General features: G+C 62.6%; 18 protein-coding genes. 7 read left to right on the top strand and 11 right to left on the bottom strand.

Annotation, left to right across the window (positions count from 1 at the left end; genetic code table 11):
- Positions 1-156 precede the first annotated feature (156 nt).
- The 7 genes from EN885_RS31360 to EN885_RS31330 form a co-directional block, all read right to left on the bottom strand.
- Positions 157-2,355 (bottom strand): esterase-like activity of phytase family protein, encoded by a 2,199-nt coding sequence (locus EN885_RS31360; RefSeq protein WP_128242054.1) that lies wholly within the window; start codon positions 2,353-2,355, stop codon positions 157-159.
- A 150-nt stretch (positions 2,356-2,505) separates the two neighbouring features.
- Complete coding sequence (locus tag EN885_RS31355; protein WP_128242055.1) at positions 2,506-3,522, bottom strand: GH25 family lysozyme; 1,017 nt, start codon at positions 3,520-3,522, stop codon at positions 2,506-2,508.
- 176 nt (positions 3,523-3,698) lie between these two features.
- A complete protein-coding gene (locus tag EN885_RS31350) occupies positions 3,699-3,914 on the bottom strand; it encodes a hypothetical protein (RefSeq protein ID WP_128242056.1) in 216 nt (71 codons plus the stop codon).
- Positions 3,915-4,178: 264 nt separating this feature from the next.
- A complete protein-coding gene (locus EN885_RS31345; RefSeq protein WP_126106786.1) occupies positions 4,179-4,577 on the bottom strand; it encodes a GFA family protein in 399 nt (132 codons plus the stop codon).
- 217 nt (positions 4,578-4,794) lie between these two features.
- Positions 4,795-5,751, bottom strand: coding sequence for an alpha/beta hydrolase (locus EN885_RS31340; protein ID WP_128242057.1), 957 nt, complete (start codon positions 5,749-5,751; stop codon positions 4,795-4,797).
- A gap of 25 nt (positions 5,752-5,776) precedes the next feature.
- On the bottom strand, positions 5,777-6,262 hold the full coding sequence (locus EN885_RS31335) for an SRPBCC family protein (RefSeq protein WP_126106788.1): 486 nt from the start codon (positions 6,260-6,262) through the stop codon (positions 5,777-5,779).
- Positions 6,263-6,400: 138 nt separating this feature from the next.
- A complete protein-coding gene (locus tag EN885_RS31330) occupies positions 6,401-6,649 on the bottom strand; it encodes a ParB N-terminal domain-containing protein (RefSeq protein WP_095489540.1) in 249 nt (82 codons plus the stop codon).
- Between the two features lie 157 nt (positions 6,650-6,806).
- Here EN885_RS31330 and EN885_RS31325 point away from each other — a divergent pair, with 157 nt between their 5' ends.
- The 5 genes from EN885_RS31325 to EN885_RS31305 are packed head-to-tail and all read left to right on the top strand — an operon-like array spanning position 6,807 to position 12,353.
- Positions 6,807-8,447, top strand: coding sequence for a N,N-dimethylformamidase beta subunit family domain-containing protein (locus EN885_RS31325; protein ID WP_128242058.1), 1,641 nt, complete (start codon positions 6,807-6,809; stop codon positions 8,445-8,447).
- A 1-nt stretch (position 8,448) separates the two neighbouring features.
- A complete protein-coding gene (locus tag EN885_RS31320) occupies positions 8,449-9,828 on the top strand; it encodes an aspartate aminotransferase family protein (RefSeq protein WP_128242059.1) in 1,380 nt (459 codons plus the stop codon).
- A 3-nt stretch (positions 9,829-9,831) separates the two neighbouring features.
- Entirely contained in the window at positions 9,832-10,761 is a 930-nt protein-coding gene (locus EN885_RS31315) for a 3-keto-5-aminohexanoate cleavage protein (protein WP_128242060.1), read from the top strand.
- Positions 10,762-10,806: 45 nt separating this feature from the next.
- Complete coding sequence (locus EN885_RS31310) at positions 10,807-11,325, top strand: GNAT family N-acetyltransferase (RefSeq protein ID WP_164759176.1); 519 nt, start codon at positions 10,807-10,809, stop codon at positions 11,323-11,325.
- Positions 11,322-12,353 (top strand): histone deacetylase family protein, encoded by a 1,032-nt coding sequence (locus tag EN885_RS31305; RefSeq protein WP_128242061.1) that lies wholly within the window; start codon positions 11,322-11,324, stop codon positions 12,351-12,353. The genes EN885_RS31310 and EN885_RS31305 overlap by 4 nt, the downstream gene beginning before the upstream one ends.
- A gap of 18 nt (positions 12,354-12,371) precedes the next feature.
- Here the strand turns inward: EN885_RS31305 and EN885_RS31300 are convergent, their stop codons facing one another.
- Together EN885_RS31300 and EN885_RS31295 are read right to left on the bottom strand one after the other, a co-directional pair.
- Entirely contained in the window at positions 12,372-13,637 is a 1,266-nt protein-coding gene (locus EN885_RS31300; RefSeq protein ID WP_128242062.1) for a cysteine desulfurase-like protein, read from the bottom strand.
- A gap of 59 nt (positions 13,638-13,696) precedes the next feature.
- Positions 13,697-14,764, bottom strand: coding sequence for an aldo/keto reductase (locus EN885_RS31295; protein WP_128242063.1), 1,068 nt, complete (start codon positions 14,762-14,764; stop codon positions 13,697-13,699).
- Positions 14,765-15,139: 375 nt separating this feature from the next.
- On the opposite strand from EN885_RS31295, the gene EN885_RS31290 reads away from it, so the two are divergent.
- Positions 15,140-15,370 (top strand): hypothetical protein, encoded by a 231-nt coding sequence (locus EN885_RS31290; protein WP_164897953.1) that lies wholly within the window; start codon positions 15,140-15,142, stop codon positions 15,368-15,370.
- On the opposite strand, the gene EN885_RS31285 is transcribed toward EN885_RS31290, so the two are convergent.
- Entirely contained in the window at positions 15,354-15,860 is a 507-nt protein-coding gene (locus tag EN885_RS31285; RefSeq protein ID WP_128242064.1) for a DUF1993 family protein, read from the bottom strand. The two genes, EN885_RS31290 and EN885_RS31285, sit on opposite strands and share 17 nt — an antisense overlap.
- Positions 15,861-15,983: 123 nt before the next feature.
- Between EN885_RS31285 and EN885_RS31280 the strand changes: the two genes are divergently transcribed.
- Complete coding sequence (locus tag EN885_RS31280; RefSeq protein WP_128242065.1) at positions 15,984-17,033, top strand: DUF1176 domain-containing protein; 1,050 nt, start codon at positions 15,984-15,986, stop codon at positions 17,031-17,033.
- On the opposite strand, the gene EN885_RS31275 is transcribed toward EN885_RS31280, so the two are convergent.
- A complete protein-coding gene (locus EN885_RS31275; RefSeq protein ID WP_128242066.1) occupies positions 17,030-17,881 on the bottom strand; it encodes an alpha/beta hydrolase in 852 nt (283 codons plus the stop codon). The two genes, EN885_RS31280 and EN885_RS31275, sit on opposite strands and share 4 nt — an antisense overlap.
- Between the last annotated feature and the right edge of the window lie 76 nt (positions 17,882-17,957).

Below are 17,957 nucleotides of genomic sequence, written 5' to 3'. Positions count from 1 at the left end.
AATCGTCTCATCCGACGCCGCCAGACCGTCCGCCAGACTCAACTGACCCAAAACACGATCCGCCATCCCGAATCTCCCTGCTCCAACCTTCACCACAGAATCACCGTTCGGCTTCTGTGCAAAGGTCTCACAGGGGGAGAAGGAAAGAGCTGCCCCTCAGTTCACGGCGCTGATATTGCCCAAGCGTAAAAACAGCGTTTCGCCGGAGGAATCATCGACGCCGTCATTGTCGGTGGCGACGAAGATGTCGCCGTTCTTGTCGATGGTGAAACCTTCGACCTTGTCGACGACATAGCCGTTGGTGGCTGATTTCAGGTCGCCGATGATGTCGCGCACCAGCGTCTTTTCTATCAACGGCAGTTCGCCACCGAGCTTGGCCGGCTTGAAAGCGTCGAGCGCCACCGAATAGACGCGCTTCACCTTGGCCAGGTCGCCGATCTGGTTGTCGCGTTCGAGGATGTAGAGCTTGCCGTCATGCGCGGCGATCTCCGACAGGCCCATCCAGCCAGCTTCGGTCGCTTCGAGCGGATAGCGCACCGCCGACCATTCCTTGGCCTTCGGCTTGTAGGCCAGAAGCTTGACCTGGCCCTTCGGATCGTCGGCCCATTCGCGCTGCACTGCCATCACCAGCGTCAGGTCATCGCCTTCGCCGATGGTGGTGATGCCTTCGAGACCGAAGCGGGTCTGGTGGGCGAGCAGTTCCATCGAGAAGCCGATCTCCTGCTTGATCTCGCCCTTGTCGTCGACGCGCAGGATGGCGTGCGGGACGAGCTTTGCCGGATCGCCTTCATTGGCCAGCCAGAAGCCGCCGTCACCGTCGGCGACAAGACCTTCGATGTCGAGCTTCTGTGCAGGATGGCCGCCACGCGTGACGATGGTCTTGCCGGCGATCAGCGCCGGCGTCTGCGTGGCGTCGATCTCGAAGATCGAGGGCGCGTTGGCGTAGAACGAGTCCGACGCAGCGAAGAGCTTGCCGGCAGTCTCGCCGGCCGCGAGCGCCGAAAGCGCACCCCAGCCGAGCGGCGTGCCGTCTGCTGTGAGCTTTGCCGTGATCATCGGGTAAGTGGCGGGACCCTCGGAGCGCTCGTAGACCATGACATGCGAGCGGGCGAGCCCGTCCTCGACCAGGTCGGCCTCGTTGGCGGTGACCAGGAGATTGCGCGACAGGATCGCGACAAGGCCTTCCGGAGCGATGCCGGAGGGCAGGATCTGGACAAACTGAGGCTCCGCACCGGTGTCCTTGTAGACACCGACAACGGAGCCGCGCTCCGAAGCGACGAAGATCAGCCTGTCTTCGCCGAAGGCGCCGGTCTCGAGACCTTCCGGCTCGATGCCCTTCTTGTTGCGGTCGTCGGGGTAATGACCGGCATTGGCGACCTGGTACTCGAAGGATGGACCGGATTCGTAGAGAACCTCGCCCATCTTGCTGAAGATTGTGAAACCGCGCGAGCCGCCCTTGTAGTCGCCTTCGTTGGCGAGGACGAAACGGTCATTGTCGAGCCATTTCACGGCGTCGGGTTCGCGCGCGACGCTTTCCATTTTGCCATCGAAGGACAAGGCGCCGTTCTTCTTGGTGTCGACCTTGTCCAGCGTGACGGAGCCTGCGGAGAAGTGCGTGACGATCGCGCCGGTTTCGGCGTTGACGATGGCGATGTGGTTGTTTTCCTGGAGCGTGACCGCTATCTCGCCGGCCTCGTTGAAAGCGACGAATTCCGGCTCCGGATCTTCCGCCGCGACTTCGGCAATGCCCGCCAGGTTCACGGTCTTCATCGTCGCGCAATCAGGCTGGCCTTCGGCAAGCGTGAAAATCTTGAGGTCGCCGGCCGGCATCTGCGGAATTTCTCCGTCGTTCAGCTCTTCGTCGCGCTCGTTCTCGATGGCGATGGCCAGGAACTTGCCGTCCTTGTTCAGCGCCAGCGAGTCCGGCTGGCCGCCGAGGTCGCAGGTGCTTTCGATCGCCTTGGAGGCGAGGTCGATGACGGTGAGATTGCCCGAAGGCTTGGCTTTGCTCGCCGACGTGTTGATGCCGGCCAGCACCTTGCCGCCGAGGACAACGACCGAGGTCGGCTCGCCGTCGATCTTGACGATGCCGCCGGCCTTGGGCGCCTTGGGGTCAGTGATGTCGATGAAGCCGACCGCACCGAGCGGGCTGTCGGAATAGACCAGCGTCATGCCGTCTTCGGAGGCCGCGATGATCTCGGACGAAGTCGGCGTGGCCTTCTCGACGTCCGCCGGGAGGTTTCCGGCGACTGCGAAGCTCGCGACCCGGTTGAACATCATGTCGGCATGGGCCGGCAGCGAAACGGAGGCAGCAAGCGCTGCCGTCAGGACGAAAAGCGCGGAATGGCGGGGCACGGGTGGCGTCTCCTGTTCGGATGGAAGCCACCTGCTTTGGAGGAGCGACATTTCAATGCGATGACGGATCCATGACAATTCCGCGACAGGCGGTCAGGGTCCGTCGATACTCACGTCGGGCTGGCCTGCAAATGCGGTCTCTGCGACTGCCTACTCCGCCTCGGCCACCATCTGCCGCCCGCCAACCCAGTTCCGCCAGGCTCTCTCGTCACCGTGGAAGACGTTGAGGTCGATGCGGCCCCTCACGCCGTGCGACAGGCCGGAGCCGGAATACTGCCAGAACACCCATTTGCGGCCGGGATAGACCTTTGACGGGTGCTGTGCGACCGCGCGCAGCCAGAACGGATAGTCGGGGAAAGCGCCACGCAGATTGTCGCGGTAGAAATCGGGTGCGGTGTAGATGATGGGCCGCTGGCCGTAGTGGCGTTCCAGCTTGTCCATGAACACCTGCATCTTCTCCAGCACCTTTTGCCGCGACGGCCGCCGCTTGCAGCTGGATTCGCCGTTCCACTCGACATCGATCACCGGCGGCAAGGCGCCCTCGACCCTCGGCACGTTGCGGATGAACCAGTCGGCCTGCTCGCCTGCCGTGCGGCACCAATAGAAGAAGTGATAGGCGCCGCGCTTGAGGCCGGCAGCGTCGGCATTGCGCCAGTTCTTCCTGAACATCGGGTCGAGATGATCGCCGCCGTCGGTCGCCTTGATGTAGGCGAAGTTCGCGCCCTGCGCGCGCAGCTTGTCCCAGTTCACGTTGCCCTGCCAGCGTGAAACGTCGACGCCGTGAACGGCGAGGTGCCTGGGCGAGGCCCTGCCGAAATTGATCGGCTTGGCGTCACGAAAACGATAGCGCTGGACCGGCTCGGCGAGGATCGGTGCTGACCGCGCCAGCCGCTTCGGCGCCACCAGGGCAATTGGCTCGGCGGGTGGTTCAATGCTTTCCACAGGCTCTGGAGGAGCCATCGCCACGGCTTGGTCCATCGCCTCTTCCTGAGCGAAGGCGGGTGCGGCATCGGCGGCACCGACCGACGCGACCGGCGCGGGCGGCCTCACAACCGAGCTGGTCGTCTCGCTGGACGGCACTTGCAGCGCGTCGACGCTGGACGTCGACGTGCAGCCGGCAAGGCACAGCGCTGCGATCGAGAAGATAACGACGCCTGATAACCGCATCTGGACCTGTACGCAAAACACAACAGACCGATGGCAAGACAGCGCCGCCGGACAAACCAGTCCAGATTACTAACGAGAAATTACCAACAAAGTTTGAATCAAATTGTTAGGGGCTTCTTCATCGAAGCGTCCGCGGGACAGCGCGAAAGACCGCTGACCCTGTCAGGCACTGTTGCCTAGCTGCACAGCCATAGCTTGTGGCAGGTCTCGGCCACCATGTGAGCCGGCGGCACAAGGCGATCGGGGTTGACCGGCGCATCATCCTCCGCCCGACGAACCTTTTCTTCAAGCAGCGTGCGAAGCGCCGCTGGCTGCACGCGATCGCGTTCCATCACGAGCTTGATCATCGGATCGCTCAAAAGCTCATCCAGGGTGTTGATTCTGTCGTTCATCCGTCGCCTCCTCGACCGCCGACCCGCAACCAATAGATAGGTGGCAATGATGGCTCGCCAATGACGCTTTGCCGGCTATCTCGTGTCCCGGATGAAAAAAATTGGGCACGCACCCTTGCCTTCTCCCCTTGTGGGAGAAGGTGGCCTCGCGAAGCGAGGTCGGATGAGGGGTGTTCCAGCTTGGCACCGACAGCGCTCCGGCCAGCACCCCTCAACCGTCTTGGCGCTGCGCGCCAATCCACCTTCTCCCACAAGGGGAGAAGGTTAAGCGGGCGGCGGGGCGCCTTCATATTGCGGCAGGCCGTCGTCGAGCTGCACCCAGGGCTGCTTCGAGGCGGTCCACATATGCATCTGCGGCTTGAATATCGAGGGATCGTCGAGCGAGCCTGACGTGACGCCGATGATGCCGGCGGAATCGCGGCGGGAAAACAGCGTCGTGCCGCAGCCCGGGCAAAAGCCGCGCTTGAGATCGGGCGAGGAATTCACCAATGCCACCGGTCCTTCTGTCGTCACGTCGTCGATGCGGAACAGCACGCGGGCGTTGAAGGCCGCGCCCAGCGCCTTCTGGCAAAGCCGGCAATGGCAGACGCGCTCGTTGATCGGCGCCGCATCAGTGCGGTAGCGCACGGCCCCGCACAGGCAGCCGCCTTGATATTTCGCCATTGCCTGAGCCCCTCTTTCCTAGGATTGACGGCAAGGTAGCTGCCGGCATAGCAGCGTCAATTGAAAAGCTTTGATGGCGCCATCTCTTGGCGTGATGCGACCGACGAGACTCGTGGTGCGGTTTCAGCAGCCGCTCTGCTGTTCTGGTCAGGCGTAACGCGCAACGAGCGTCGCCGGCCATCTCGCGGGAGACAGCAGGCAAGCGATTGTCAGGCGATCAGTTCGTTTCGCTGACGATCTCGTCCCAGGTCTTGACCTTGGTCTCGCCATTGAGGAAGGGCAGCGCGGCGGCCACCAGTTCCGGCGCGAAGAACACGTCGTAGTGGGTGCGGTTCGGCAGGATGGCCAGGCGGTTCTGTGACAGGTTCTCGCGCATCCAGCCGGCGTCCTTCAGTCCGCCGCCGAGCATCTGATAGAACTTGATCTCGTGCTCTGGCCGGTACATGTCGCTGTCGCCGAAAGCCAGCATGACGGGCATCTTCAGCTTCGGGACGTCGGTGGAATAATCGTAGTCCTTGCGCATATAGGCGCCGAGCTGATCGAGCAGCTTCGGGAAATCCTGCGGATGCGGCGCGACCGCCACGTAGGATTTGTACATCGGCGTCTCCTTCATCATGTCGGCCATCGCCGCGCCAACCTGCGCCTGCTGGCCGCGCATCTCGGGATAGAAACCGTCGGCGGCATAGCCGGTCGAGACCAGGACCAGCCGGCGCACTGCCTCGGGATGCTGGACGGCCATGCGGAAGGCGACGCCGCCGCCCAGCGAATAACCCATGACATCGACCTGCTCATAGCCGAGCGCCTTGACGATCGCCGCCATGTCGTCGCCCATCGCTTCCAAGCTCAATGGCCGGTCGCCGAGCGCGGTGCGGCCGTGGCCATGCAGGTCGACGCCGATGACGGCGCGGTTTTCGGCAAGCTTCGGCAGGATCGGCGCGAACATATCGGTCGTGCCGAGACCACCATGCAGCAGAAGCAGCGGCTCACCCTTGCCGTAGACGGCGTAATAGTAGTTCAGGCCGTTGATCGGCAGCAGGCCGGATTTCGCCGGGTGCGGCATTGCTCTCGTTTCAGCGGTCATGGCGGGCTTTGCCTCCTCGGCCATGGTGGGGGCCGGCGCGGCGAAGAGCGCTGCGGCCGAGGCGAAAATGGCGAAAAACATCGATCTGGACATGTCGGTCTCCTTGCGTCCGCTGATATCAAAGCCGTTTGGCCAGTTCTTCGAGCTGGTCGGCGCACTGGCCCCAACCCTCGTGAAAGCCCATCTTCTCGTGCTCTTCGCGGTCAGTGACGGACCAATGCGCAACCCGGGCGATGTAGCGGGTCTTGCCCTCGCCCTCATCCTCGAAGGTCAGCACGACCGTCATGAACGGTTTTTCGGACGGCTCCCACGCCTTCGTATAGGCGTCGGTGAGAACGATCTTCTTGCCCGGCACGACTTCGAGGAAGATGCCGGGATTCGGGAATTCATTGCCGTCGGGACCCGCCATGACAACTAGGCTGGAGCCGCCGGTGCGCACATCCATTTCGGCGCGCGGCGTCGTCCACGGCTTTGGCGCGAACCATTGCGTCACGAGCTTCGGCTCGGTCCAGCAGCGGTAAACGTTCTCGCGCGGCGCATCGATGATGCGGGCAAGAACCAGTTCACGGTCCGAGCTGGGGGCGATATCGAGCTTGGTGGTCATGATGGTCTCCTCACTGCTTGCAAAAGAGTTGGCTTGAATGCCGGTTTCCGTCTCAAGGACGAGCGGGCAACGCGCAGCCCGACACGGGTCTCGCGAAAAACTTCGCCAGGCCGACTCCGGCGAACGCCGAATGAGAGCTTAGTGGCGCTTGGCTTGCACCAGATAGGCGTCGATGTCGGTCTCGCCGAGCCACTTCGCCGCTTCCAGCCGGTGCAGGCCTTCGACCAGGATATGGCGCTTGCCGTCATGGCGCACCTGGATCGGGGTCTTCATGCCGTTTTCCAGAATGTCCTCGGCCAGATGCCGGACGGTTTCGGGATGCAGTGTCTTCTTGCGCGCGGTCGGCACGTAGATGTCGTCCACCCTGACCTTTTGCACTCTCAGCATGTCGGCTCCTGTGGCGGAAAAGGCCGCCCTTTGTGAGATAATCTGTTTGGCAGGCAAGGCCAAGGCCGGCTGTGAGCTATCGCTGGCCCGATCGTTTCCAATTGACGGTTGGCCGCCAGATGGTCGAAATGACGCGTTCGACCCTTCACAGGCGTTCATGACCAAGCTTCCTACCGAATTCCCCGATTTCGGACTGACGCCCCACCAGCGCCGGCAAGCCGTGCGCGGCCACTATTACGAGTGGCCGGGGATGGATGGCGAACACGGCGAGATCTGGTGCTACAGTGATCGTTTTTCATACCGCCGGAGCGAGATGGTGGTGCTGCATGTCAGCTCGACGGCGTCCAGCTGCAGCATGTCGATCGTCCGCGACGGCGGCACCGAAACTAAAATGTTCGACAAGGCTGGGATCGCGGCGCGCTGGCAGGATACACCCGACCAATGTTCGGTCGTGGGCTGCGGCTGGGATGCGTCGTTTGAATTCCGCGTCGGCGACGACTGGCCGTCCGGAGCCTACCGCGTCACGCTGACGGCGGACGGCCGCGACGGCAAGCCGATCCGCTGCCACCATCTTTTCATCGTCGGCCCGCAGCCCGGCAAGAAACGCGGTCGTGTGCTGCAGGTTGCAGCCACCGGCACCTGGCTTGCCTACAACACGTGGGGCGGCTCCAATCATTACGAAGGCATCACCGGTCCGAACCGCGACCAGTATGCCTCAATGGTGTCGACGCAGCGGCCATGGTGCCGCGGCTTTGTCGTTCTGCCGAAGGAGGCGCCACGTGTGCCGCTCGAGGTCGCCGTGCCGCCCAAAACCGTGCCGCGCTATCCGCATATGGAATGGGCCTTCGCCACCGGCCATTCGAAGAAATATGCCTCGTCCGGCTGGGCAAGCTATGACAGCCACTTCTTTCGATTTGCCGAGCGCGCCGGCTATGCCGCCGACCTTGCCAGCCAGCACGAACTGCATTTCTCGCCCGAAATCCTCGACGGCTATGACTGCGTCGTCTTCGTCGGACATGACGAATACTGGACCTGGGAGATGCGCGACGCGGTCGACGCCTACGTCGAGCGCGGCGGCCATGCGGCGCGCTTCGCCGGCAATTTCATGTGGCAGACGCGGCTGGAGGACGAGGGCCGCCGGCAGGTCTGCTACAAATACCGCGCCCGCGCCGAGGATCCGGCCTATCGGAGCGGCGACGTGACCCGCGCCACCAATTCCTGGGAAGCACCTGAGATTGGCCGGCCGGGTGCCGCGACCTTCGGGCTCAATGCGACGAGGGGCCTCTATGCCGGCTGGGGCGGTTGCGCGCCGCGCGGCGTGCGCGGCTTTCCGATCTACCGGCCGGAGCACTGGGCGTTCGCCGGCACAGGCATCTACTATGGCGACCTGCTCGGCGCCGACAGCCATGTCTATGGCTATGAGGTCGACGGGCTCGATCACGAAATCCGCGGCGGCCTGCCCTACCCCACGCCCGACAGCGGCGCACCCGATGGGCTGCAAATTCTCGCCGTCGGCATGGCCAGCCAGGTCGAGGAGAGCACCGACATTGCGTTCGAGGACCAGTTTCTCGGCGATGCCGACGGCCGCTTTTCCGCCGAGACGCTGTTCGGCGACGCGAGTGACGCCAATCTCGACAAGGTCAAACACAGCAACGGCATGATCGTCAATTTCCCGCGCGGCAAGGGCGAGGTATTCCACGCCGGAAGCTGCGAATGGGTCGCCGGCCTGCTAAGGCAGGACGCGATGGTCGAGCGCGTCACCAAAAATGTTCTCGACCGCTATCTTGGAAAGTCCTGACATGCTGAAATCCCAGAGCCCTGCCCCGGGCACCGAAACGCGCCCGCCGTCGTATCTGTTCTATTTGTCCAACCTGCGCCGGCCGCTGGTTGATCGCGCCGAAGGCATTTACATCTGGACGCAGGACGGCCGCCGTTTCATCGACGGATCGAGCGGACCGATGGTCGCCAATATCGGTCATTCCAACCGCAACGTGCTCGACGCGATGAAGCGGCAGATGGACCGCGCCACCTTCGCCTACCGGCTGCATTTCGAAAACGAGCCGGCCGAGGAGTTCGCGCGGCTATTGGCGACCAAACTCCCCGAAGGGATGGACCGCATCTTTTTCGTCTCGGGCGGCTCGGAAGCGACGGAATCTTGTATCAAGCTTGCCCGGCAATGGGCTGTCGCCACCGGCCAGCCCAAGCGCTGGAAAGTGATCACGCGCTTTCCCTCCTATCATGGCGGCACGCTTGGTTCGCTGTCCGTCACCGGCGACGATGCGCTGGCCGAAACTTTCGCCCCGATGATGCAGGTCATGCCAACCGTGCCGGCACCGGCCGCATGGCGCGATCGTGACAATCTCTCGCTGGAACAGCGCGGCATCCGCTACGCAGACATGCTGGAGGAGAAAATCCTGGCCGAGGGACCGGAAAGCGTCCTCGCCTTCATCATGGAGCCGGTCGGCGGCGCTGCCACCGCGGCGCTGGTGGCGCCGGACAGCTATTATCCGCGCATCCGCGAAATCTGCGACCGCTACGGCATCCTGCTCATCCATGACGAAGTGATGAGCGGTGCGGGCCGCACTGGAAAATTCCTCGGCGGTGACCACTGGAATTGCAAGCCCGACATTGTCGCGCTGTCGAAGGGGCTGGGCTCTGGCTACGCGCCGCTCGGCGCGCTGGCGGCACCGATGCGGCTGGTGCAGCCGGTGCTCGCATCAGGCGGCTTCCAGCATGGCCATACCTATGCCGGCAATCCGCTCGCCTGCGCCGCCGGGCTCGCTGTGCTTGGCGAGATGGATCGTCTCGGCCTGATCGCCAATGCGGCTGACATGGGCGACCTTTTGATGGGCGAGTTGAAGGGGTTGGCCAAGCGCTTTCCGTTCATCGCCGATGTGCGTGGCAAGGGCCTGCTCCTAGGTGCCGAGATGGTCGCCGACCCCGATACGCTGAGGCCGATCGCGCCGGCGAAGAAGGCCACCCAGCGCCTGCTCGATCTCGCCTATGAGCGCGGCCTGATCATCTATGGCCGAAAGGTCAAGGGCGGCGTCGACGGCGACAATTTCATGGTGGCGCCGCCGATGATCGTCACCAGGGAACAGATCGGCGAGATCATCGCCATCATTGGCGACTCCCTGCAGGTGCTGGCCGGCGAGCTCGACCTGCCGGTCGAAGGCTGAAAAATGGCGCCGCGAAAAGTCATCATCACCTGCGCCATCACCGGGTCGGTGCACACGCCGTCAATGTCGCCGCATCTGCCGGTGACGCCGGACCAGATCGCCGCAGACGCAATCGCAGCCGCCGAAGCCGGTGCCTCGATCCTGCATCTTCACGCCCGCGACCCGAAGGACGGGCGGCCAACGGCCGATCCCGATGTGTTCATGCAGTTCCTGCCGCGTATCAAGCAGGCGACCGATGCGGTGATCAACATCACCACCGGCGGCTCCTCGCTGATGACGCTCGACCAGCGTCTGGCCGCACCGCTCAGGGCAGAGCCCGAAATGTGCTCGCTCAACATGGGCTCGATGAATTTCGCGCTGTTCCCGATGCTCGACCGGCCAAGAGAGTGGCAGCACGAGTGGGAGCCCAAGCTGCTGGAGGCAACCCGCGACACGATCTTCAAGAACACCTTTGCCGACATGGAGACCGTGCTCGAAAGACTTGGAAAGGGCTGCGGCACACGTTTCGAATTCGAATGCTACGATGTCGGCCATCTCTATTCGCTGGCGCATTTTCGCGACCGGGGGCTGGTGTCGGGACCCATGTTCATCCAGTTCGTGTTCGGCATACTGGGCGGCATCGGCGCCGACCCCGACAATCTGGTGCATATGAAGCGCATCGCCGACAAACTGTTCGGCGACAGCTACCAGTTTTCGGTGCTGGCTGCCGGACGCCACCAGATGCCGATGATCTCGATTGCGGCGGCGATGGGCGGCAATGTTCGCGTCGGGCTGGAGGACAGCCTCTACGACGGCCGCCAGCTGGCAAAATCCAATGCCGACCAGGTGCGGCGTATCCGCAGCGTGCTCGACGGGCTGTCGCTGGACGTCGCCACGCCCACTGAGGCGCGCGAGATGCTGGCGCTCAAGGGTGGCGATAGGGTAGCGTTCTGAGATGGTTGCTTTCACTCCCCTCTTGCCGCCTCGCTTGTCGTGACAATTGCCAATCCAGCCTCCAAAAACATCATCATCCGGCCCGGCACCGTCGAGGACGTTGAAACCATCCATGCCGCGATCCTGCGGCTTGGCGCCCATATCGGCGCGCCCGAGGAAATCACTTCTACGGCCGAAGACCTCCGCACCTATGGGTTTGGCGAAAAACCTGCCTTCTCGACGCTGATTGCGGAGGTCGGCGGCGAGTTCGCCGGCCTGTGCCTGCATTTCCCGATCTTCTCGACCTGGATGGGGCGGCCCGGCGTCTATGTGCAGGACCTCTATGTCGAAGACCGGTTTCGCGGCCGCAAGATCGGTGAACGTCTTCTGCGGCGTGCCGCGGCGCAATGCCGGAAGGACGGCGGCGCCTACCTCAGACTGTCCGTCGACACCGACAATGAAACCGCCAAGGCCTTCTACGAAAGGCTAGGCATTGCCTGGTCGAGCTACGAGCAGGTGCAGAAGATCGTCGGCGACGCGTTCTACGCCTTCGCCGATACGCCCGAGGATGAGGAGCCAAGATGAAAGCCTTCTATGCCGAAGAACAGAAGCACCACGATCCCAAGGCGTTCCTCTCCAGCGGCGCCCAAAAGCCCAATCCGGAAAAACCGGAACGCGTCAAACGGCTGCTCGCCGGCGCAAAGGCCGTCGGCTGCACGATCGAACGGCCGAAAAATCACGGGCTTGGCCCGGTTGCTGCGGTGCATACGCCCGAATATCTCGATTTTCTCGAGCACATTTTCGCGCGCTGGCAGCGCATCGAGGGCGCTTCGGCGGAAGTGATCCCCAACATTCACCCGATCGCGCGAAACGGCTCCTATCCGGCCTCGGCGGTCGGCCAGGCCGGCTACCACATGGCCGACACGGCTTGCCCGATCTCCGGTGAGACCTGGCGGAGCGCGCTGTGGAGCGCCTGGAGCGCGGTCGAAGCCGCTGAGGTTGTCATGGCGGGCGCGCCGGCCGCCTATGCGCTGTGCCGACCGCCGGGCCATCACGCCTTTGCCGATGTCGCCGGCGGCTTCTGCTTCATCAACAATTCAGCGGTCGCGGCACAGGCGCTCCGGAAGAATGCAGCGCGGGTGGCGATCCTCGACGTCGACCTGCATCACGGCAACGGCACGCAAGGCGTTTTCTATGTGCGGCCGGACGTGCTCACCGTCTCGCTGCATGCCGATCCGGCGCGTTTCTATCCATTCTTCTGGGGCCATGCCGACGAGCGCGGCGAAGGGCTAGGCCTCGGCTACAATCTCAACCTGCCGCTGCCACGCAAATCCGGCGATGCGGCGTTTCTCGAAGCGCTGGACGTGGCTTTCCAGCGCATTCGCGCCTTTGCGCCCGAAGCACTTGTGGTGGCGCTCGGCCTCGACGCCTTCGAGGGCGATCCGTTCGGCGGGCTATCGGTGACGACACCGGGCTTCTCGCGCATCGGCGAGGCCATCGCCGGGCTCGGCCTGCCGACGGTCATCGTGCAGGAAGGCGGCTATCTCTGCGACGAACTCGGCGACAACCTTACTGCGTTCCTCACCGGCTTCGGTGGCGGCAGGAAGCGGTGATATCAGCCGAATGTCGCGTCAGCATCGCTCCTGTCGCAGCATGGCGATGACACGGTGCACGCTCTCCAGCGTCTCTTCGATCTCGGCCGCCGTATTGTAGTGAGCGATGCCGATGCGCACGACGCCCTGCTCGGCCGGGATGCCGAGCTGGTGGACGATCTCCCAAGCATAGTTGTGGCCGGACCACAGGAAGATGTTTTCCGCATTCATCTGCCGCACGATCGTTTCCGGCACGATACCGTCGACGGTGAAAGAGACCGTCGGCACGCGCTCTCCGACACGCGCCGGATCGGTGATGCCGTGGACGACCAGGCCTGAAATAGCCGAAAGCCCGTCGATCAACCTTTGAGTCAACGGGTTTTCGTAAGCTATTGATGCTTCGAACGCCTTGGCGATCCTGGCGCGGCGTGAACTGCCGTCGCCTGCTGCAATTCCCAGCTCTGCAAAGTAATCGACCGCGGCCGTCAGTCCGGCCATCAGCTCGATCTGCGGCGTGCCGAGTTCGAACCGTTCCGGCAGGGCGTCGGACGAACAGCGGCATTTGTACGGTTTCAGGGCATCGATGACATCCAGCCTGCCCCACAATATTCCCACATGCGGGCCGAAGAATTTATAGGCCGAGCAGATCAGGAAATCGCAGCCGAGATCCCTGACGTCGATCAGGCCGTGCGGCGCGAACTGCACGGCGTCGACATAGACCAGCGCACCGGTCTGCTTGGCAATGCCGGTCAGCGCCTTCACCCGGTTGATCGAGCCGGTCAGATTGCTGGCATAATTCAAGGCGACCAGTCGCGTCCTGTCGGTGAGCAATGCGGCAAGCGCCGCCTCCTCGATCTGCCAACTCTGCTCGTCGAAAGCCAGCCAGCGCACGACAAGACCAACGTCTTCAGCCAGCTGCAGCCACGGCGATACGTTGCCCTCGTGATCCATGCGGGTGAGGATGATCTCGTCGCCCGGTTTCATCGTGCGGCCGAGCGTGCGCGACATGTGATAGGTCAGCGTCGTCATGTTGGCGCCGATGATGATGTCCTGCAGGCTTGCAGCCCCCAGGAAATCGGCCATCGCCGCATGGGCGTCGTCGACAACCTGTTGCGCCGCGATCGTGGTTTCGAAGAAGCCGCCGAGATTGGCGTTGGTGGTCAGCAGGCAGCGCGACACCGCGTCGGCAACCGCTTGCGGCACCTGCGTGCCAGCAGGGTTGTCGAGATAGATGCGGCGACGGCCCTTATCGGTCAGCGACAGTGCCGGAAATTTCTCACGCACGACCTCGATTGGAAAATTCACTTTTTTCTCCCCCTATTGTAATTATTGGGTAATCACACTTTACAGAGCCGGAAGTCTGCTCACGGACACGGGTTACCGACACGCTGGTGGATTGCATCGACCGCCTTCTGCATGTCCTCGGTCCAGACGACATCGGCGGAAGACAGCGCCATTTCGAGCTGGGAAAGGGTCGTCGCGCCGATGATGCTCGAGGCGACGAAAGGCCGGCTCGTGACATAGGCGTTGGCAAACAAAGCCGGCTCCATGCCGAAAGAGCGCGCCAGCTCGTTGTACTCAAGTTGCGCTTCCGCGGCGTTCGGGGCCTCGTAGCGCTGGCCGCGATTGAAAAGCTGCGAGCGCGAGCCCAGCGGCCGTGCGCCATGATCGTATTTGCCGGTCAGGTAGCCTTGTCCCAGCGGCGAATAGGCGAGCAGGGAAACCTGTTCGCGCTCGCAGACTTCGGCGAGATTCACCTCGAAGCTGCGGTTGACGAAATTATAGGCGTTCTGCAGCGACACCAGGCGCGGACCGGCGCCCTTGTCGGCTTCGGCGACGAACCGCATGACGCCCCAGGAACTTTCGTTCGACAGGCCGAAATGGCGGATTTTTCCTGCCTTCACCAATTCGTCGAAGACGGCGAGCGTCTCCGCGATCGGCGTCTCGCCGGCCGGCGCGCCAACGGAATCGGCCCGTGGCGCCACGGCGCCGATACGGTTCGGGTTGGCACCCCACGGCACGTCCCGTTCCGGCCAATGGATCTGATAGAGATCGAGATAGTCGGTGTTGAGCCTGGTCAGCGATTTTTCGACGGCATCGAAAATGTCGGCGCGCACCAGCTTCGACGGGCGCCCGCCGCGGAACCATGCATTGGCGGTGCGGCCAACCACTTTCGAGGCGAGAATCACTTGATCGCGGTTGCCCCGAGCTTTCATCCAGCTGCCGATGATCTTCTCGGTCCAGCCTTGCGTCTCCGCCTTGGGCGGGATCGGGTAAAGCTCGGCAGTGTCGATGAAGTTGACGCCGCGCGAAAAGGCCAGATCCATCTGGGCGTGGCCGTCCACTTCGGTGTTCTGCTGGCCCCAGGTCATCGATCCCAAGCAAATCTGGGAAACAAGAAGATCGGTCCGACCGAGGCGGCGTTTGTGCATGGAATTTTTCTCCGTCGGGAAAGCATTGCGCGACTGCGCGGGAGGAAGCCGCAGCATATAGGAAGGCGCGGGCTGTCTCCAAGCCCACCGCCAATCGACCGGCGACTTTTCCGTGAAATCCAGCCAAATGCAGCAGCCAACAAAAAGCCGGACTGCATTCTCATGCAGTCCGGAATTTCGCCAGGAATGGCGAGGAAAAACCGGCCCTGTGCCAGCGTTCAGCTATACGGTTAGCCCGCGCCGGAAGTTTCACCGGTCAAGTCGATTGTGATAAAAAAGCCTGCGCAGCATGGCTGCCATGCAAATGCTGCACTGCACAATTGTCATGATTTGCCTATATTGCGACTCGGGGAGGACCAACCAGGGGCTTGAATCATGGGTTTCCTCACTGAAATGTTCGCCCGTCCGCGTCCGCAGGAACGTCTGCGCTACCGCGCGGCTCTGGCGCTGCTTCATTCGATGAGCAATGCCGACCGTGCGGATATCGGCATCAAACCAGCCGACTTCCCGCGCGTCGCCCGCGAAATGTCCTCACACAAGCCAGATCGTACGATATCCCGGCTCGACCGGGATATCTCCTCGCCATTCTTCAACGCGATCCCATGAAAATCGCTTTGCTCAGCGGCACGCCATTGTGGCGCAGGATGTCGTAGGCGGTGGTCAGGTGGAAATAGAAATTGGGCATGGCGAGATGCAGCAGATACTCCATGCCGGCCATCGAGAATTCGCGCTGGCCAAGCTTCAGCTCGATCATTCTGTCATCGGAGCCATCGAATTCGGCAGCGGAGAACGTCGCCAGAAGATCGAGGGTCTTGGTGATACGCGCCTGGAGATCGGCAAAGCTCGCCTCGGTGTCCTCGTATTTGGGCACCTCGCGGCCGGCGAGCCGCGATGGAGCGCCCTTGGCGTGGTCGGTGGCGATCTGCACCTGTCTCGTCAGCGCGTACATGTCCGGCGCCAGCCTCGACGTCAAAAACACCTGCGGATCGATCTTCCGGTCGAGCGCATTCTGCTCGGCGATGCTCAGCACGTTGGATAGCGCCTTCAACCTGGCCGAAAACACCGGCACAGACGCTTCGTACATCGATATGGTCACGTGAATCTCCTATCCGGCGGGAACGCCGACGGCGGGACGTAGCGCCTTCGCAGCCGATTCTTCAAGCGTCACCACGTCGCCGCAATCGGTATGATAGGATTTCCCATCTGGTGGAGATTCCCGATGAGAAGCGCCCTTTTCGCAGCGACCGCTTTTTTCTCCCTGGCCGTGACAGGCCAGCCAGTGCTCGCCGCCGAAGCGCCCTATGTCGATGACAGGTCGGACGCCGAAGCGGTCATCCGCTCGCTCTACAGTGCCATCAACCGGCAAGAATTCGCGCGCGCCTGGGACTATTTCGGCGACACCAAGCCGGCCAAGGATTTCGACGCGTTCGTCAAGGGCTATGACGGCACCGAAAGGGTCGACGTCAAAACCGGCGCCGTATCGGACGACGGTGCGGCCGGCAGCATCTATTACAATGTTCCGGTTGCCATCCGGGCGACGGCCAAGGACGGCAGCGAAAATATCTTTGCCGGTTGCTACACGTTGCGGCAGGTCAATGCCCAGATCCAGGAGCCGCCATTTCGCCCGATCTTCATCGACAAGGGCGCGCTGAAGCCGTCGAAGGCCAATTTCGAGGACGCGGTGCCGGAAAGCTGCGGCGACGGACCACCGCCGCCGAAGAAGGATGCGGCGCTGGAGCAGGCCAAGAAGGCGTTTGCGGCGACCTATGGCGAACAATGCGACAAGGAAATGCCTGGCGGCGAGCCTTTGGGAGAGCCGGATGCCTACTCCCTCCGCTACAAGGATGCCGGCGCCGAGGCCGACGAGCCAGAACGCGAGACGCGGCTATTCCGCTTCTTCTGCTCGATGGCTGCCTACAATGAGAGTGCCGTCTACTACATCGCGGATGATGTATCCGGTGTCCGGCAGTTGCAGTTCGCCTCGCCGGAGCTCGATATCCACTATGAGAACAACGATAGCGAGGGTAAGGTCGAGGCGATCAACGTCATCGGCTTCGAGACCGACGACCAGCTGGTCAATTCCGCATATGACGACGCCACCAAGACGATCTCGTCCCTCAACAAGTGGCGCGGCGTCGGTGACGCCTCGTCAGCCGGGACCTATCTGTTTCGCAACGGCAATTTCTCGCTGGTGCAGTACGATGTCGACGCCTCCTATGACGGCGAGATCAACCCGCAGACGGTGGTGGACTACAACACCGCGCCTTAAGGGGCCTTCGACAGCATCCAGTTGAGCGTGCCGCGCCAGTCGGTCATGCGGATCGGCGTGCCGTGCGTGCCGGTCTCGAAGCGGACAAAGCGGGCCGGATAAGTTTTCGATTTGGCCAGTATCGAACGGAAGAAGGCTTCCTGTTTCTCGACTGGAAACACCGGGTCCTTGCTGCCCTGGCCAAAGAAAACCGGAACGCGGCGCTTGAAGGCGGGGCTGGAGAAGAAAGTTTCATCCCACAGCGAGCCGAGCAGCAGCAACCCGTCGATGCGGCCGCCCATATCCTTGCGGGCGGCCAGCTTCCAGCACAATGTGCCGCCCATCGAGCCGCAGGCAACGAAGATTTTCGCGGCCGGCGACTGTTCGGCATAGTGGCCGATCAGCGCGGCGATTTGGGCAGCACCCGTGTCGCCGAAATCGGAGAAATCCGGGCTGAGATAGAGGCCGCCATTGCCGGCCATCAGGTTCTTGATGCGGTTGAAATTGCCACCGAAGGTGAAGTCGTCGACGCCCTGCTTGCGGCTGCCGCCCTGCCCGTGCAGGTAAAGCAAGATGATCGAGGCGCCTTGCGTGCGGCCGACGGCGACGTGGCGGACAGTGCCGGCGTCGGTCTTCAGCAGCAGATCCTGCTGCACCTTGCGCACACTGGTGTCGACATACTGCGCCTGCGCGCGGCGCTCCGGTATTTCGTCGCGGGCGTTGATATCGCGCAGTTCACGATAGTCGATGACCGTATAGGCGCCGTTGTTTGAGGACGAGAGGATGGCCGGATAAGCGAACAGATCGTCCTTGAAGGGCTTCAATTCGATGGCATCGGCGTAAGCGGCGAAGGAAAACAAGAAAAACATCGAAATCAGCAGGGCGCAGGCCCCCCTCTGGCCTGCCGGCCATCTCCCCCTCAAGGGGGGAGATTGAATATCGCGC

The sequence above is a fragment of the Mesorhizobium sp. M6A.T.Cr.TU.014.01.1.1 genome, from assembly GCF_004022765.1.
In the GTDB taxonomy this organism is placed as follows: domain Bacteria; phylum Pseudomonadota; class Alphaproteobacteria; order Rhizobiales; family Rhizobiaceae; genus Mesorhizobium; species Mesorhizobium mediterraneum.
This window is presented reverse-complemented; position numbering and strand designations above follow the sequence as displayed.

Bases quoted from the DNA above. Each gene is read 5' to 3' on its own strand.
- EN885_RS31355 (WP_128242055.1), bottom strand. From the start codon at position 3,522: ATGCGGTTATCAGGCGTCGTTATCTTCTCGATCGCAGCGCTGTGCCTT.
- EN885_RS31330 (WP_095489540.1), bottom strand. From the start codon at position 6,649: ATGCTGAGAGTGCAAAAGGTCAGGGTGGACGACATCTACGTGCCGACC.
- EN885_RS31295 (WP_128242063.1), bottom strand. From the start codon at position 14,764: ATGCACAAACGCCGCCTCGGTCGGACCGATCTTCTTGTTTCCCAGATT.
- EN885_RS31315 (WP_128242060.1), top strand. From the start codon at position 9,832: ATGGCGCCGCGAAAAGTCATCATCACCTGCGCCATCACCGGGTCGGTG.
- EN885_RS31335 (WP_126106788.1), bottom strand. From the start codon at position 6,262: ATGACCACCAAGCTCGATATCGCCCCCAGCTCGGACCGTGAACTGGTT.
- EN885_RS31340 (WP_128242057.1), bottom strand. From the start codon at position 5,751: ATGTCCAGATCGATGTTTTTCGCCATTTTCGCCTCGGCCGCAGCGCTC.
- EN885_RS31280 (WP_128242065.1), top strand. From the start codon at position 15,984: ATGAGAAGCGCCCTTTTCGCAGCGACCGCTTTTTTCTCCCTGGCCGTG.
- EN885_RS31345 (WP_126106786.1), bottom strand. From the start codon at position 4,577: ATGGCGAAATATCAAGGCGGCTGCCTGTGCGGGGCCGTGCGCTACCGC.
- EN885_RS31325 (WP_128242058.1), top strand. From the start codon at position 6,807: ATGACCAAGCTTCCTACCGAATTCCCCGATTTCGGACTGACGCCCCAC.
- EN885_RS31290 (WP_164897953.1), top strand. From the start codon at position 15,140: ATGGGTTTCCTCACTGAAATGTTCGCCCGTCCGCGTCCGCAGGAACGT.
- EN885_RS31305 (WP_128242061.1), top strand. From the start codon at position 11,322: ATGAAAGCCTTCTATGCCGAAGAACAGAAGCACCACGATCCCAAGGCG.
- EN885_RS31275 (WP_128242066.1), bottom strand. From the start codon at position 17,881: ATGTTTTTCTTGTTTTCCTTCGCCGCTTACGCCGATGCCATCGAATTG.
- EN885_RS31350 (WP_128242056.1), bottom strand. From the start codon at position 3,914: ATGAACGACAGAATCAACACCCTGGATGAGCTTTTGAGCGATCCGATG.
- EN885_RS31320 (WP_128242059.1), top strand. From the start codon at position 8,449: ATGCTGAAATCCCAGAGCCCTGCCCCGGGCACCGAAACGCGCCCGCCG.